Genomic DNA, 13706 nt, shown 5'->3' on the forward strand with positions numbered 1-13706 from the left:
GGTCTCGTCTGCCGGCGTGGCCGCCGGCACCGCTTCGAGCGGCACCCGAAGCCGCTGCGGCCCCGGTGGACACGCCGCCGCCGGCGCCCCCCGAGGTGGCCGAAGCCCGGCCCAGCCGCCGGCAGGCACCGGCCGCGAAGAAGGCGGCGGCGCGCCCGGCGCCGGCTGCCGCGCCGGCACCGATCACGGCCTACCCCGACGAGATCCGCCAGATCCTGGCCGCGCTGCCGGAACTGGTGCGCGGCGAGACCGTCGAGCTGCGCCTGGCCTCCGAGCGCCTGCGCGACGCCGACCTGCTCGGGCCGCGCGGCTCGTCGACCCGTTTCTTCGCGCCCTACGCCGACCGTTTCGAGCTGCTGCCGCCCGGCCAGCCGAACAAGGTGCGGCTGCGCCCGCCCGGCGGCTGAAGCGGCTTTCCGTCACGGCTGCGGGTGACTTGCGCGCCCGCAAGCCCTGTCTCGTCCGAGGGCAAGGCTTGAACTGCCGGGGCGAGCCCTAACATGCCGACCTGGTTTGACTACCCTGGCGCCTTCAAACAGGCGCAACTGCAATGAAACGAGTGCTGCTTTTCGTCCTGACCAACCTGGCGGTGATGCTGGTGCTGGGCATCACGGCGAGCTTGCTGGGCGTCAACCGATTCCTCACCGCCAACGGGCTGAACCTCGGCTCGCTGCTCGCGTTCGCCGCGATCTTCGGTTTCGGCGGCGCCTTCATCTCGCTGCTGATCAGCAAGCCGATGGCCAAGATGAGCACCGGCGCCCAGGTCATCAACGGCTCGAACGACCCGACGCACCGCTGGATCGTCGGCACCGTCGAGCGTTTCGCGCAGCAGGCCGGCATCCGCACGCCCGAGGTCGCGATCTACGAAGGCGAGCCCAACGCCTTCGCCACCGGCGCGTTCAAGAACTCGGCGCTGGTGGCGGTGTCCACCGGGCTGCTGCAGAGCATGACGCGCGAGGAGGCCGAGGCCGTGATCGGCCACGAGATCGCGCACGTGGCCAACGGCGACATGGTGACGCTGACGCTGATCCAGGGCGTGATGAACACCTTCGTCGTGTTCCTGTCGCGCGTCATCGGCTACTTCGTCGACAAGGTGATCCTGAAGAACGACCGCGACGGCGTCGGCGTGGGTTACTACGTCACGACCATCGTGCTCGACATCGCGCTGGGCCTGGTGGCCGCGATCATCGTCGCCTGGTTCTCGCGGGCCCGCGAGTTCCGCGCCGACGCCGGCGCCGCCCAGCTGATGGGCCGCAAGCAGCCGATGATCAACGCGCTGGCGCGCCTGGGCGGGATCGAGCCGGGACAGCTGCCGCAGCAGGTGCAGGCGATGGGCATCGCCGGCAAGCCGAGCGGCTTCATGGCGCTGTTCTCCAGCCACCCGCCGATCGAAGAGCGCATCCGCGCGCTGCAGCAGGCGCAGTAAGCGCCTTGCCCCGGCGCCGCTGGCGGCCCCATACTGGTCACCATGAAGATGCGCTGGTGGGTGCTCGGCTGGATCGCGGCGGTGGCCGTGGGCGTCTCGATCGCCCACTGGGCGGCACCCGACGTCGTCTTCGTGCCGGCCGCCGCGCAGCCGGTCGACGCGGCACCGGCGCAGCCGCTGCAGGCGGCGCCGCCGGTCCAGGCCGCGGCAGCCCGGCCTTCCGAGATCTAGATACGAAGAAGCCCCCGCGAGGGGGCTTCTTGCTTTCGGGCTATCGCCGGCTTCAGGCGGGCAGGAAACCTTCGATCGACAGGTAGCGCTCGCCGGTGTCGTAGTTGAAGCCGAGCACCCGTGCGCCGGCCGGCAGTTCGGGCAGTTTCTGCGCGATCGCGGCCAGCGTCGCACCGCTGGAGATGCCGACCAGCAGGCCTTCCTCGCGTGCGCTGCGCCGCGCCATCTCGCGCGCGGCCTCGGCTTCGACCAGGATCACGCCGTCCAGCAGCTCGGTGTCCAGGTTCTTCGGCACGAAGCCCGCGCCTATGCCCTGGATCGGGTGCGGCGAGGGCTGGCCGCCGCTGATCACGGGGCTGGCCGTCGGCTCGACCGCGTACACCTTGAGCTGCGGCCAGCGCGCCTTCAGCACCCGGGCGCAACCGCTCAGGTGGCCGCCGGTGCCGACGCCGGTGATGAGCGCGTCCAGGCCTTCGGGGAAGTCGCGGGCGATCTCCTCGGCGGTGGTGCGCACGTGCACCTCGATATTGGCCGGGTTCTCGAACTGCTGCGGCATCCACGAGCCGGGGATCTCGGCCAGCAGTTCCTGGGCGCGCGCGATCGAGCCCTTCATGCCCTTCTCGCGCGGCGTCAGCTCGAAGCGCGCGCCGTAGGCCAGCATCAGGCGGCGGCGCTCGACGCTCATGCTGTCGGGCATCACCAGGACCAGCTGGTAGCCCTTGACCGCGGCGACCATCGCCAGGCCGATGCCGGTGTTGCCCGAGGTCGGCTCGACGATGGTGCCGCCGGGCTTGAGTGCACCCGAACGTTCGGCATCCTCGACCATCGCCAGCGCGATGCGGTCCTTGATCGAGCCGCCCGGGTTGGCGCGCTCGCACTTGACCCACACCTCGTGCGTCGCGCCGAACAGGCGGTTGATGCGCACATGGGGCGTGTTGCCGATGGTGGCCAGGACGTTGTCGGCTCTCATTCTTGCTCTCCGGAGATAATGGGGCGGTGAAGCGGGCCAGACCGCCGCCGGTGCATCAGCGGAAACGCCGCACGGGAGGAAGGTCCGGACTGCACAAGGCAGCGTAGCAGCTAACGGCTGTCCACCGCGAGGTGAGGATTAGAGCAACAGAGACGAGTCGGTGCGGGGCGAAAGCCTGCGGCGGGTGTTCTGTGCGGTGCCGGCGACAGCCGGCAGCCCGGGAGGCGAAAGCCGAGCGGGCCCGGGCGAAAGCCCGGTGCCGCATAGCCACTCGGCGTGGGACGTAGTCCCGCGGCGGGTGAAACGGGCAATCTCTACGCGCAGCAACACCGAATAGGCCGGCGATGATGTCGCCTGCGGAGCCGGCGGGTAGGTGGCACCGAGCCGTGGAGCGATCCACGGCCAAGAGGAATGGCGGTCACGCCGCGTCCCGCAAGGGAGGCGGTGCACAGAATCCGGCCTATCGGCCCACTTCACACTTTATTCAGCGCGCGCGGCCCGGCGCCGGGGTGCCTGCATGCCCCCCGCCGCGGCGGGCGTAGCGCGCCCTCGCTAGACTCGCGCGCTTTGCCTGCCCGATGAACCCCGACGCGCCCCAGCTCTGGCGCGGCCCGCGCTGGACGCTGGCCGTGCTGCTCGCCTGCCTGGGCATGCTCGGGCCGTTCTCGATCGACACCTATCTGCCGGCCTTCGCCGGCATCGCGCGTTCGCTCGACGCGACGCCGGTGCAGATGCAGCAGACGTTGTCGAGCTATCTGTTCGGCTTCGCGCTGATGAACCTGTTCCACGGGGCCCTGGCCGACAGCTTCGGCCGCCGGCCGGTGGTGCTCGCCGGGGTCGCGGTGTTCACGCTGGCGTCGGTCGGCTGCGCGCTGTCGCCGTCGATCGGCTGGCTGGTGTTCTTCCGCGCGCTGCAGGGCATGTCGGCCGGGGCCGGCGTCGTCGTCTCGCGCGCCATCATCCGCGACATGTTCCCGCCGGCCGAGGCGCAGCGCGTGATGTCGCAGGTGACGATCTACTTCGGCGTCGCGCCGGCGGTGGCGCCCATGGTCGGCGGTCTGCTGTTCGTGCACGTCGACTGGCACGCGATCTTCTGGCTGCTGGTCGTCGTCGGCGCCGCGCTGTGGGCGGCCAACTGGCGCTGGCTGCCCGAGACGCTGCATGCCGACGCGCGCCAGTCCTTCCACGCCATGCACCTGCTGCGCGGCTACTGGGGCATGGTGCGCAGCCCGCGTTTCATCGCGCTGACGCTGGCCAGCGGCGTGCCGTTCAACGGCATGTTCCTGTACGTGCTGGCGGCGCCGGTGTTCCTGGGCGAGCACCTGAAGCTGCCGCCGGAACACTTCTTCTGGTTCTTCCTGTTCACGATCGGCGGCATCATGGCCGGCGCCTGGGCCTCGGGGCGTGCGGCCGGACGCCTGAAGCCGACGCGCCAGATCCGCCACGGCTTCACGATCATGCTCGTGGTCTCGTTCGTCAACGTCGTCATGAATCTGGCCTTCGAGCCGCGGCTGTGGTGGGCGATGCCGCTGATCGGCATCTTCTCGTTCGGCTGGGCGCTGATGGTGCCGGTGGTCACGCTGATGGTGCTGGACCTGGTGCCCGAGCGCCGCGGCATGGCGTCGTCGGTGCAGGCCTGCATCGGCAGCGTCGCCAACGGCGTCGTCGCCGGTGTCGTCGTGCCGCTGGTGATGCACTCGACGGCGGCGCTGGCGCTGGCGTCTTTCGGGCTGATGAGCATCGGCGTCGTCTCCTGGGCCTGGGTGCGCCCGCGGCTCGGCGGCTGACAGCGCTCAAGACGGCCCCCGAGACGGCCGATATCCGGGGTGGAGACCCCCGCGATGAACCGTTCCCGAACTGCCGCCGGCCACCGTGCCGGCATCCTGTCATGGTGTGCCTGGTCGGCGCTGCCGCTGGCCGCCGCGTTGGTCTTCGTGTCCCAGGCCCACGCCGCCGACCATGGCGACGCTGCGGCTAAACCGGCGGACAAACCGGCGGCATCGGCGAAAGCCGCGGCGCCGGCAGAACCGGCCGATCCACTGGACCGGGTGCGCGAGCGCCTGGCGCAGAAGCTCGGTGCCGCCAAGGATACGGAAGCCACTGGCAACGTCGTGCGCATCACCTCGCGCGCCGCGCCGGCCGAGGCCGCGCCGCGCCGTCCGGCACGTGCGCCGCGCACCGAGCCGCGCGCCGAGCCGGCGCACGATCTTCACTGGAGCTATGTCGGCGAAGGCGGCCCGTCCAGCTGGGGCGCGCTCAAGCCCGAGTTCGGCACCTGCGCGGTCGGCAAGCGCCAGAGCCCGATCGACATCCGCGGCGGCATCGCCGTCGACCTCGAGCCGGTGCAGTTCGACTACCAGGCGGTCGGTTTCGCCGTGCTGGACAACGGCCACACGGTGCAGGTCAACGTCGGCCCGGGCAACTTCATCGGCGTCGGCGGGCGGCGCTACGAACTCGTGCAGTTCCACTTCCACCGGCCGTCGGAGGAGCGCATCAACGGCCGCCAGAGCGAGATGGTTGCGCACCTGGTGCACAAGGACTCCGAAGGGCGGCTGGCCGTGGTCGCGGTGCTGCTGGAGCGCGGCAGCGCGCAGCCGGTGGTGCAGTCGGTCTGGAACAACCTGCCGCTGGAGAAGAACGAGGAAGCGCGTGCGAACACCGCGCTCGACCTGAACCAGCTGCTGCCGACCGAGCGCGGCTACTACACCTACATGGGCTCGCTGACGACGCCGCCCTGCACCGAAGGCGTGCTCTGGATCGTGATGCGTCAGCCGGTGGCGGTGTCGCAGGATCAGATCGACATCTTCTCCCGCCTGTATCCGATGAACGCGCGGCCGGTGCAGTCGGCCGCGGGGCGGCTGATCAAGCAGTCCCGCTGACGTCGCCGCCGCCGCGGCGGCGCAGCAGCAGCAGGCCCGGCCACAGCCACAGGCTGGCGAACCACAGCGCAATGCGCGCGGCCGACACCGGCCGCGTCTCGTGGCGCGCGACCTTCACGAACAGCACCACCGCGCCGGTCACGACATAGGCCAGCAGCAGCGCGTAGGCGCCGGCGCGCCAGGCGTAGTCGTCGCCGATCGCGTCGCCAATCCAGCGCCCGGCCAGTGCCGCCGCCGGCACCGACAGCACGAGCGCGATCGTCAGCCCGACGAGGGCATGGCGCAGCCGGTACAGCGGATCGTTGTTCTGCCAGCTCATCTCGGGCGTGGGGCTTGGTGGGGGCGCGAGTATGCCGTCGGCGCTATCCGGCGCGTCCCTTGGCCCCGGCCCAGGCGGGCCTGCTCGGCGCCGGCCGAGGCGCCGCGGGCCGTCATGTCGGGCTGCGAGCGGTCAGGCGCCGTCATGCGCCGCCACGGTGTCAAAACGTGGGAGCTGCACCGCCCCCCACTTCGGCTGTGCAAAACGCACGGTGGCGCGGTCGCGCTCACAAAGCACTTTCAGTGCCCCTCGCAAGTCCTTCATTCTGAAGCACTTTCTGTCTCAAAAAGTGCTTGCGAGAGCGCCGATAAGTCCTTGATTCCACTGAATTTTTACCGTTCCGCGCCATTGACCCGGGCTTGTAGCGTCAGGTAGAGTGCAGGAAAGTAGATTTCTGTGGGGTTTCGTGCCTTCTTTTGCCTTCCGTGGTGGTCCGGTGCTGACGCTGGACGCGAAGGGGCGGATTACCGTCCCGGCGCGTTGGCGTGACGTGCTGATGTCCACCGTGCAAGGCCAGATGGTCGTGGCGAAGAACGCCTCGGGCTGCCTGACGCTGTATCCGCGTCCGGTCTGGGACACGTTCGAAGCCGAACTCGTGCGCCTGCCGATGAAGTACGAAGGCTGGCGCCGCATGTACATCGGCTCGGCCACCGAAGTCGAGATCGACGCCGCCTCGCGCGTGCTGCTGCCGCCCGAACTTCGGGCCTGGGCGGGGCTGGAGCGCGAGGTCGTTTTCATGGGCGTCGGCGACAAGTTCGAATTGTGGGACAAGGCCCGCTACGAGGCCGCCGAAGCGCTGACCATCGCCAGCGGCCTGCCCGAAGAGCTGCAGAACCAGGTCGCAGGATGACCGCCGTGACGCAGACGGGTCGCCCCCACACGACCGTCTTGCTCGCCGAGGCCGTCGAGGCCCTCGTGACGCAGCCGGACGGCGTTTACGTCGACGGCACCTTCGGCCGCGGCGGCCATTCGCGCGCGCTGCTGGCGGCGCTGTCGCCGCAGGGCCGCGTCATCGCCTTCGACCGCGACCCCGAGGCCATCGCCGCGGCGGCCACGATCGCCGACCCCCGTTTTTCGATCTGCCACGCCAGCTTCGCCCAGATGGCCGACGAGCTGGCGGCGCGCGGCGTCGGCCAGGTCGACGGCGTGCTGCTGGACCTGGGCGTGAGCTCGCCGCAGATCGACACCCCCGAGCGCGGTTTCAGCTTCCGCTTCGACGCGCCGCTGGACATGCGCATGGACACGACCCGCGGCGAAACCGCCGCGGACTTCCTGGCCCGCGCCGACGAGCGCCTTCTTGCACAGGTGATCCGCGACTATGGGGAAGAACGGTTTGCTCTACCGATTGCAAAGGCGATTGTTGCTCGCCGGCAGAGCGGGGACGCGCTTCGAACCACCGGGGAGCTTTCCGCGCTCGTGGCTCGTGCAGTCAAGACCCGCGAGCCGGGCCAGGACCCTGCAACACGCACCTTTCAGGCTCTTCGGATTTGCGTCAACGCCGAGCTTGAGGCGCTCGAGCAGGGGCTGAACGCCGCGCTCGCGCTGCTCGCGCCGGGTGCACGCCTGGTCGTCATCAGCTTCCATTCGCTCGAAGACCGCATCGTCAAGACCTTCATCGCGCGCGAAAGCCGCGACGAGTTCGACCGCCGCGCGCCGATGGCGCCGCCGCGGCCGCTGCGGCTGAAGGCGCTGGCGCGGATCAAGCCCGACTACCGCGAAGTCGCCGCCAACCCGCGCGCTCGCTCGGCGGTGATGCGCGTGGCCGAACGCACCGAGGTGCCGGCATGATGAAGCTGAACCTGCTGCTGCTCGCCGCGCTGCTGGCGAGCGCCTTCATGCTGGTGCGCAGCTCCTACGAAGGCCGGCGCCTGTTTGCGGCGCTGGACCGCGCGCGCAACGAGCAGCTGCAGCTCGACGCCGACTTCAAGCGCCTGGACGCCGAGCGCCAGGCGCAGGCGACCAATCTGCGGGTCGAACGCGTCGCGCGCGAGAAGCTGAACATGCGCCCGGCCTCGCCGGCCGTGACGCAGTACGTCGCCGACGCCGCAGCTTCCGGAGCCTCGCGATGATCGGCCGCCGCAAGCCCGGCAACGGCGCCAGCGTGCGCAGCGTCAACTACGCCACCAGCCCGCTGCTGGCGAGCAAGACGCCGCCGTGGCGCTCGCGTTTCGTCGTCGCGCTGGTGGCGGCCTCGTTCGCGCTGCTGCTCGGCCGCGCGCTCTGGGTCCAGGTGCTGGGCAACGACTTCTATCAGAAGCAGGGCGAGAAGCGCTACGCGCACACGCTGTCGCTGCAGGCCAGCCGCGGCCGCGTGCTCGACCGCAACGGCCTCGTGCTCGCCACCAGCGTGCCGTCGCCGTCGATCTGGGCGATCCCGAAGGATCTGCAGGCCGACGCGACGCAGCGGCGCACGCTGGCGCGCACGCTGGGCATGACGACGGCCGAGCTCGACACCCGGCTGGCCGGCAACCCGAACTTCGTCTGGCTGCGCCGCCAGGCCGACGACGCCGTCTGGGACAGCGTCAAGGCGCTGGGCTTGAAGGGCGTCTACCAGGTGCGCGAGTACAAGCGCAGCTACCCCGAGGGCGAGTCGGCGGCGCACGTCGTCGGCTTCACCAACGTCGAGGAACACGGCCAGGAAGGCATCGAGCTGCGTTTCGACAAGGAGCTGCAGGGCCGCGACGGCCTGCGCGCCGTGGTGCGCGACCGCCTCGGCCGCGTCGTCGAGGACATCGGCGACCAGACCGCGGCGCTCGACGGCCGCGACGTCACGCTGGCGGTCGACTCCAAGATCCAGTTCTTCGCCTACCAGCGTGTGCGCGACGCGGTCGCGCAGCACGGGGCCAAGGCCGGCAGCGTGGTCGTGCTGGACGCGCTCACCGGCGAGGTGCTGGCGCTGGCCAACTACCCCAGCTACGACCCGGGGCAGCGGCGCAACCTGAGCGGCGCGCAGCTGCGCAACCGCGCGCTCACCGACACCTTCGAGCCCGGCTCGACGATGAAGCCCTTCGTCGCCAGCCTGGCGATGGAGACCGGCCGCGTGACGGCGTCCACCGTCATCGACACCGCACCCGGGACGATCACGATCACCGGCTCGACGATCCGCGACTCGCACCCGCACGGCCCGCTCACCGTCGCCCAGGTGATCCAGAAGTCGAGCAACGTCGGCACCGTCAAGATGGCGATGCAGATGCAGCCGCGCGAGATGTGGGAGGTGTTCTCGGCCATCGGCCTGGGGCAGAAGCCGCAGATCGACTTCCCCGGCGCCGTCACCGGCCGGCTGCGCCCGTACAAGACCTGGCGCCCGATCGAGCAGGCGACGATGAGCTACGGCTACGGCCTGTCGGCGAGCCTGCTGCAGATCGCCCGCGGCTACACCGTGTTCGCGCGCGACGGCGACATCGCGCCGGTTTCCATCCTGCGCCAGGAAGGCCCGACCGCCGGCGTCCAGGTCTTCAAGCCCGAGACCGCGCACACGATGCGCGCGATGCTGGGCCTGGTCACGCAGCGCGGCGGCACCGCGCCCAAGGCCGCCGCCATCGGCTACTCGACCGGTGGCAAGTCCGGCACTGCGCGCAAGCAGGAAGGCAAGGGCTACAGCAACAAGTACAGGGCCTGGTTCGTCGGCATCGCGCCGATCTCCGCGCCGCGCATCGTGGTCGCGGTGATGGTCGACGAACCAAGCAAGGGCGTGTTCTTCGGCGGCGACGTCGCCGGCCCGGTGTTCAGCCAGGTCGTGCAGAACACGCTGCGCATGATGGGCGTGCCGCCGGACATCCCGGTGCAGGCGCAGATCGTCGCCGACCCGGCCGCCGCCGAGCAAGAAAGCTTCTGATGCAGATCTTCCGTTCCTCGTCCGCCAACCAGGGGGAGGGCGCATGCCGCTGACGCGCCTGAAGTCCCCCGAGGCCGCCGCACGCTGGCTCTCGTCCTGGGTCACCGGCACGCTGCGCACCGACAGCCGTCTGGTGCAGCCCGGCGACGCCTTCATCGCCTGGCCGGGTTATGCCAACGACGGCCGCCGCTTCGTGCAGCAGGCGCTGGACGCCGGCGCCGCCACCTGCCTGGTCGAACTCGACGGCGTCGAGGCCTTCGGCTTCGAGGACGCGCGTGTGGCCACGCTGCCCGAACTGAAGGCGGCCACCGCCGGCATCGCGCACGCCTACTTCGAACAGCCGAGCCAGCGCCTGAAGGTCGTCGCGACCACCGGCACCAACGGCAAGACCTCGACCGCCTGGTGGACGGCGCAGGCCCTGACCGCACTCGGCCAGCGTTGCGGCGTGATGGGCACGCTCGGTGTCGGCGAGCCCGGCCACGTACAGGCCACGGGCCTCACCACGCCCGACCCGGTGACGCTGCACGCCGCCTTCCGCCGCTTCGTCGACCAGGGTTTCGCCGCCTGCGCGCTCGAAGCCTCGTCGATCGGCATCGTCGAGCACCGGCTGGACGCGGCCCACGTCGACGTCGCGCTGTTCACCAACTTCACCCGCGACCACCTCGACTACCACGGCTCGATGGCCGCCTACTGGGAAGCCAAGCGCCGCCTGTTCGACTGGCCGGGCCTGAAGGCCGCGGTCATCAACATCGACGACGAGCAGGGCGCGCGCCTGGCCGCCGAAGGCCTGGCGCTGGACGTCTGGACCTATTCGACCTCGCAGCCGGCGCGGCTGCGCGCCGGCGAGCTGCGTTACGTCGACGGCGGCCTGGCCTTCACGCTGCACGAAGGCGACGCAACGGCCGAGGTGCGCAGCACGCTGATCGGCGAATACAACGCGCACAACCTGCTGGCGGTGCTGGGTGGCCTGCGCGCGCTGGGCGTGCCGCTGGCCGACGCCGCCGCGGTGGTGCCGGCGCTGGTGCCGGTGCCCGGGCGGCTGCAGCGGGTCGGCGACCCGGCGCTGGAAGTCGTCGTCGACTACGCCCACACGCCCGACGCGCTGGAGAAGGTGCTGCATGCGCTGCGCCCGCTGGCCGCGGCGCGCGGCGGCCAGCTCTGGTGCCTGTTCGGCTGCGGCGGCAACCGTGACGCGACCAAGCGCCCGCTGATGGGTGCGATCGCCGCGCGCCTGGCCGACCGTGTCGTCGCCACCAGCGACAACCCGCGCGACGAGTCGCCGGCCTTCATCCTGTCGCAGATCCTGGCCGGCGTGCCCGGCCACGACGAGGTCGACGTCATCGAGGACCGCGGCGAGGCGATCGCCTATGCGATCGCCAATGCCGCTGCCGGCGACGTCGTGCTGCTGGCCGGCAAGGGCCACGAGGACTACCAGGAGATCAAGGGCGTGCGCCGCCCCTTCTCCGACGAAACCCAGGCGCGCGCCGCGCTCGCGCGCCGGCCGGGAGCCCAGGGATGATGCTGACGCTGGCGCAAGCGCTGCCGCTCGTGCCCGGCGCGACGCTGGTCGGCGACGCGTCGACCGCGTTCGCACGTGTGCACAGCGACACGCGCACGCTGCGCCCGGGCGACCTGTTCGTCGCGCTGCGCGGCGAACGTTTCGACGGCCACGACTTCCTGGCCGGCGCCCGCGCCGCCGGGGCGGTGGCCGCGATCGCCGAGACCGGGCTGTCCGACGCGGTGCCGGGGCTGCTGGTCGCCGACTCGCTGGCCGCGCTGCAGCAGCTGGCCGCCGGCTGGCGCGCGCGGTTCACCTTGCCGCTGGTGGCGGTCACCGGCAGCAACGGCAAGACCACGGTCACGCAGATGCTCGCGGCCATCCTGCGCGCCGCGCACGGCGACGCCGCGTTCGCGACCCGCGGCAACCTGAACAACCACATCGGCGTGCCGCTGACGCTGCTGGGACTGCGTCCCGACCACGCCGCCGGCGTCGTCGAACTCGGCATGAACCACCCGGGCGAGATCGCCGAGCTGGTGGCCATCGCCCGGCCGACGATCGCGCTCGTCAACAACGCCCAGCGTGAACACCAGGAGTTCATGGCCACGGTCGAGGCGGTGGCGCGCGAGAACGGCCAGGCCATTGCCGCGCTGCCGGCCGACGGCGTCGCCGTGTTCCCGGCCGACGACGAATACACGCCGCTGTGGCGCGAACTCGCCGCGGCGCGCCGCACGCTCACGTTCGCGCTCGACGGCGACGCCGACCTCACGGCAAGCGCCGACTGGCACGGCGACCGCTGGCACCTGAGGATGACGACGCCGGCCGGCCCGGTGGCAACGACGCTGGCCGCCGCCGGCCGCCACAACGTCAAGAACGCGCTCGCCGCCGCCGCCTGTGCGCTGGCCGCCGGGGTCGCGCCGGCCGCCATCGCCGCCGGCCTGGGCGCGTTCCAGCCGGTCGCCGGGCGCTCGCATGCGGCCCGTGTCGCGACGCCGCGCGGCGAGATCACGCTGGTCGACGACAGCTACAACGCCAACCCGGATTCGGTGCTGGCCGCGATCGCGGTGCTGGCCTCGCTGCCCGGCCCGCGCTGGCTGGTGCTGGGCGACATGGGCGAGGTCGGCGACCGCGGCGCCGAGTTCCACGCCGAGGTCGGCGCCGCGGCGCGGGCCCAGGGCGTCGACTGCGTCTGGACTGCGGGCACGCTGTCGGCGCAGGTCGGCGCCGATCGTCATTTCAAGGATGCCGCGGCCATCGTCGCGGCGCTCGCCGAGGCGCCGGCTGCTGCTTCGGTGCTGGTCAAGGGTTCCCGGTTCATGCGGATGGAGCAGGTGGTGCGCGCGTTGAAGGAAGGGGTGCGCTGATGCTGCTCGCGCTCACCCAGTGGCTGCTGGCGCTGTTCCCCGACGAGCTCGGGTTCCTGCGTGTCTTCCAGTACCTGACCTTCCGCGCGGTGCTGGCGGCGATGACGGCGCTGCTGATCGGCCTGGCGCTGGGCCCCTGGGTCATCCGCCGCCTCACCGAGCTGAAGATCGGCCAGCCGATCCGCGAATACGGTGTCCAGTCGCACCTGGGCAAACGCGGCACGCCGACGATGGGCGGCGTGCTCGTGCTGCTGGGCATCGGCGTGTCGACGCTGCTGTGGTTCGACTGGAGCAACCGCTTCGTCTGGGTCGTGATGCTGGTGACCTTCGGCTTCGGCGCCATCGGCTGGGTCGACGACTACCGCAAGGTCGTCAACAAGGACCCGGAAGGCATGCGCTCGCGCGAGAAGTTCTTCTGGCAGACGCTGATCGGGCTGGTGGCCGCGATCTACCTCGCCTTCAGCGTCTCCGAGACCTCCAACCTGCGCGTGCTCGAGCTGTTCCTGCGCTGGGTGACGAGCGGCTTCTCGAACGAGCTGCCGCCCAAGGCCGACCTGATCGTGCCCTTCTTCAAGACCGTCAGCTATCCGCTGGGTGTGTTCGGCTTCATGGCGCTGACCTGGTTCGTCATCGTCGGCGCCAGCAACGCGGTCAACTTCACCGACGGCCTGGACGGGCTGGCCATCATGCCGGTGGTGCTGGTCGGCTCGGCGCTCGGTGTCTTCGCCTACGTCACCGGCAACTCGGTGTTCTCGCGCTACCTGCTGCTGCCCTACATCCCGGGCGCGGGCGAACTGCTGGTGTTCTGCGCCGCGCTCGCCGGCGCGGGCCTGGCCTTCCTGTGGTTCAACGCGAACCCGGCGCAGGTCTTCATGGGCGACGTCGGCGCGCTGTCGCTGGGCGGCGCGCTCGGCACCATCGCCGTCATCACGCGCCAGGAGATCTTGCTCGGGATCATGGGCGGCGTCTTCGTCGCCGAGGCGCTGTCGGTGATGACCCAGGTCGCCTGGTTCAAGTACACGAAGAAGCGCTACGGCGAAGGCCGGCGCATCTTCCTGATGGCGCCGCTGCACCACCACTACGAGAAGAAGGGCTGGACCGAGAGCCAGGTGGTCGTGCGCTTCTGGATCATCACGATGCTGCTGTGCCTGGTCGGGCTGGCGAGCCTGAAGCTGCGGTGAACA

Annotated in this window: 13 protein-coding genes, 1 other RNA gene and 1 pseudogene; 13 read left to right on the forward strand and 2 right to left on the reverse strand. The window is 70.8% G+C overall.

The genetic code is table 11. The annotated features are described in order from the left end of the window. From CKO43_RS09730 to CKO43_RS09740, 3 genes and pseudogenes are all read left to right on the forward strand, one after another. Positions 1-407: pseudogene (locus CKO43_RS09730) on the forward strand (hypothetical protein); the annotation flags it as partial. 143 nt (positions 408-550) lie between these two features. Continuing rightward, entirely contained in the window at positions 551-1426 is an 876-nt protein-coding gene (gene htpX / locus CKO43_RS09735; protein ID WP_200229490.1) for a protease HtpX, read from the forward strand. 42 nt (positions 1427-1468) lie between these two features. Beyond that, positions 1469-1657, forward strand: a complete 189-nt coding sequence (locus CKO43_RS09740; RefSeq protein WP_200378512.1) for a hypothetical protein — start codon at positions 1469-1471, stop codon at positions 1655-1657. 52 nt (positions 1658-1709) lie between these two features. Here the strand turns inward: CKO43_RS09740 and cysK are convergent, their stop codons facing one another. Further along, positions 1710-2627, reverse strand: a complete 918-nt coding sequence (cysK, locus tag CKO43_RS09745; protein ID WP_200378513.1) for a cysteine synthase A — start codon at positions 2625-2627, stop codon at positions 1710-1712. 28 nt (positions 2628-2655) lie between these two features. On the opposite strand from cysK, the gene rnpB reads away from it, so the two are divergent. The 3 genes from rnpB (at position 2656) to CKO43_RS09760 (ending at position 5506) form a co-directional block, all read left to right on the forward strand. Next, positions 2656-3106: RNase P RNA component class A (gene rnpB / locus CKO43_RS09750), an RNA gene on the forward strand. Positions 3107-3205: 99 nt separating this feature from the next. Beyond that, positions 3206-4414 carry a multidrug effflux MFS transporter gene (locus CKO43_RS09755; RefSeq protein WP_200229487.1) on the forward strand — a complete coding sequence of 403 codons (1209 nt, stop codon included), beginning with the start codon at positions 3206-3208 and terminating at the stop codon, positions 4412-4414. 54 nt (positions 4415-4468) lie between these two features. Next, the gene (locus CKO43_RS09760) at positions 4469-5506 is read left to right on the forward strand and encodes a carbonic anhydrase (protein ID WP_207184962.1); all 1038 of its coding nucleotides are present in this window, start codon (positions 4469-4471) and stop codon (positions 5504-5506) included. On the opposite strand, the gene CKO43_RS09765 is transcribed toward CKO43_RS09760, so the two are convergent. Next, positions 5490-5825 (reverse strand): hypothetical protein, encoded by a 336-nt coding sequence (locus CKO43_RS09765; protein WP_200229486.1) that lies wholly within the window; start codon positions 5823-5825, stop codon positions 5490-5492. The two genes, CKO43_RS09760 and CKO43_RS09765, sit on opposite strands and share 17 nt — an antisense overlap. Before the next feature lie 406 nt (positions 5826-6231). On the opposite strand from CKO43_RS09765, the gene mraZ reads away from it, so the two are divergent. From mraZ to mraY, 7 genes are read left to right on the forward strand one after another with little or no spacing between them, the layout of a single operon-like run. Then, the gene (gene mraZ, locus CKO43_RS09770; RefSeq protein ID WP_200229485.1) at positions 6232-6675 is read left to right on the forward strand and encodes a division/cell wall cluster transcriptional repressor MraZ; all 444 of its coding nucleotides are present in this window, start codon (positions 6232-6234) and stop codon (positions 6673-6675) included. Then, positions 6672-7613, forward strand: a complete 942-nt coding sequence (rsmH, locus tag CKO43_RS09775) for a 16S rRNA (cytosine(1402)-N(4))-methyltransferase RsmH (RefSeq protein ID WP_200229483.1) — start codon at positions 6672-6674, stop codon at positions 7611-7613. Before mraZ ends, rsmH begins: the two co-directional genes overlap by 4 nt. After that, positions 7610-7894 carry a cell division protein FtsL gene (gene ftsL, locus CKO43_RS09780; RefSeq protein ID WP_200229481.1) on the forward strand — a complete coding sequence of 95 codons (285 nt, stop codon included), beginning with the start codon at positions 7610-7612 and terminating at the stop codon, positions 7892-7894. Before rsmH ends, ftsL begins: the two co-directional genes overlap by 4 nt. Further along, a complete protein-coding gene (locus CKO43_RS09785; RefSeq protein ID WP_200378514.1) occupies positions 7891-9660 on the forward strand; it encodes a peptidoglycan D,D-transpeptidase FtsI family protein in 1770 nt (589 codons plus the stop codon). Before ftsL ends, CKO43_RS09785 begins: the two co-directional genes overlap by 4 nt. Positions 9661-9703: 43 nt before the next feature. Beyond that, complete coding sequence (locus CKO43_RS09790; protein WP_200229476.1) at positions 9704-11179, forward strand: UDP-N-acetylmuramoyl-L-alanyl-D-glutamate--2,6-diaminopimelate ligase; 1476 nt, start codon at positions 9704-9706, stop codon at positions 11177-11179. Next, positions 11176-12522: a UDP-N-acetylmuramoyl-tripeptide--D-alanyl-D-alanine ligase gene (locus CKO43_RS09795; RefSeq protein ID WP_200378515.1), complete on the forward strand. Its 1347-nt coding sequence runs from the start codon at positions 11176-11178 to the stop codon at positions 12520-12522. Before CKO43_RS09790 ends, CKO43_RS09795 begins: the two co-directional genes overlap by 4 nt. Beyond that, entirely contained in the window at positions 12522-13703 is a 1182-nt protein-coding gene (gene mraY / locus CKO43_RS09800) for a phospho-N-acetylmuramoyl-pentapeptide-transferase (protein ID WP_200229472.1), read from the forward strand. Before CKO43_RS09795 ends, mraY begins: the two co-directional genes overlap by 1 nt. Positions 13704-13706 lie beyond the last annotated feature (3 nt).

The organism is Rubrivivax gelatinosus, assembly GCF_016583785.1.
Taxonomy (GTDB): Bacteria; Pseudomonadota; Gammaproteobacteria; order Burkholderiales; family Burkholderiaceae_C; genus Rubrivivax; species Rubrivivax gelatinosus_B.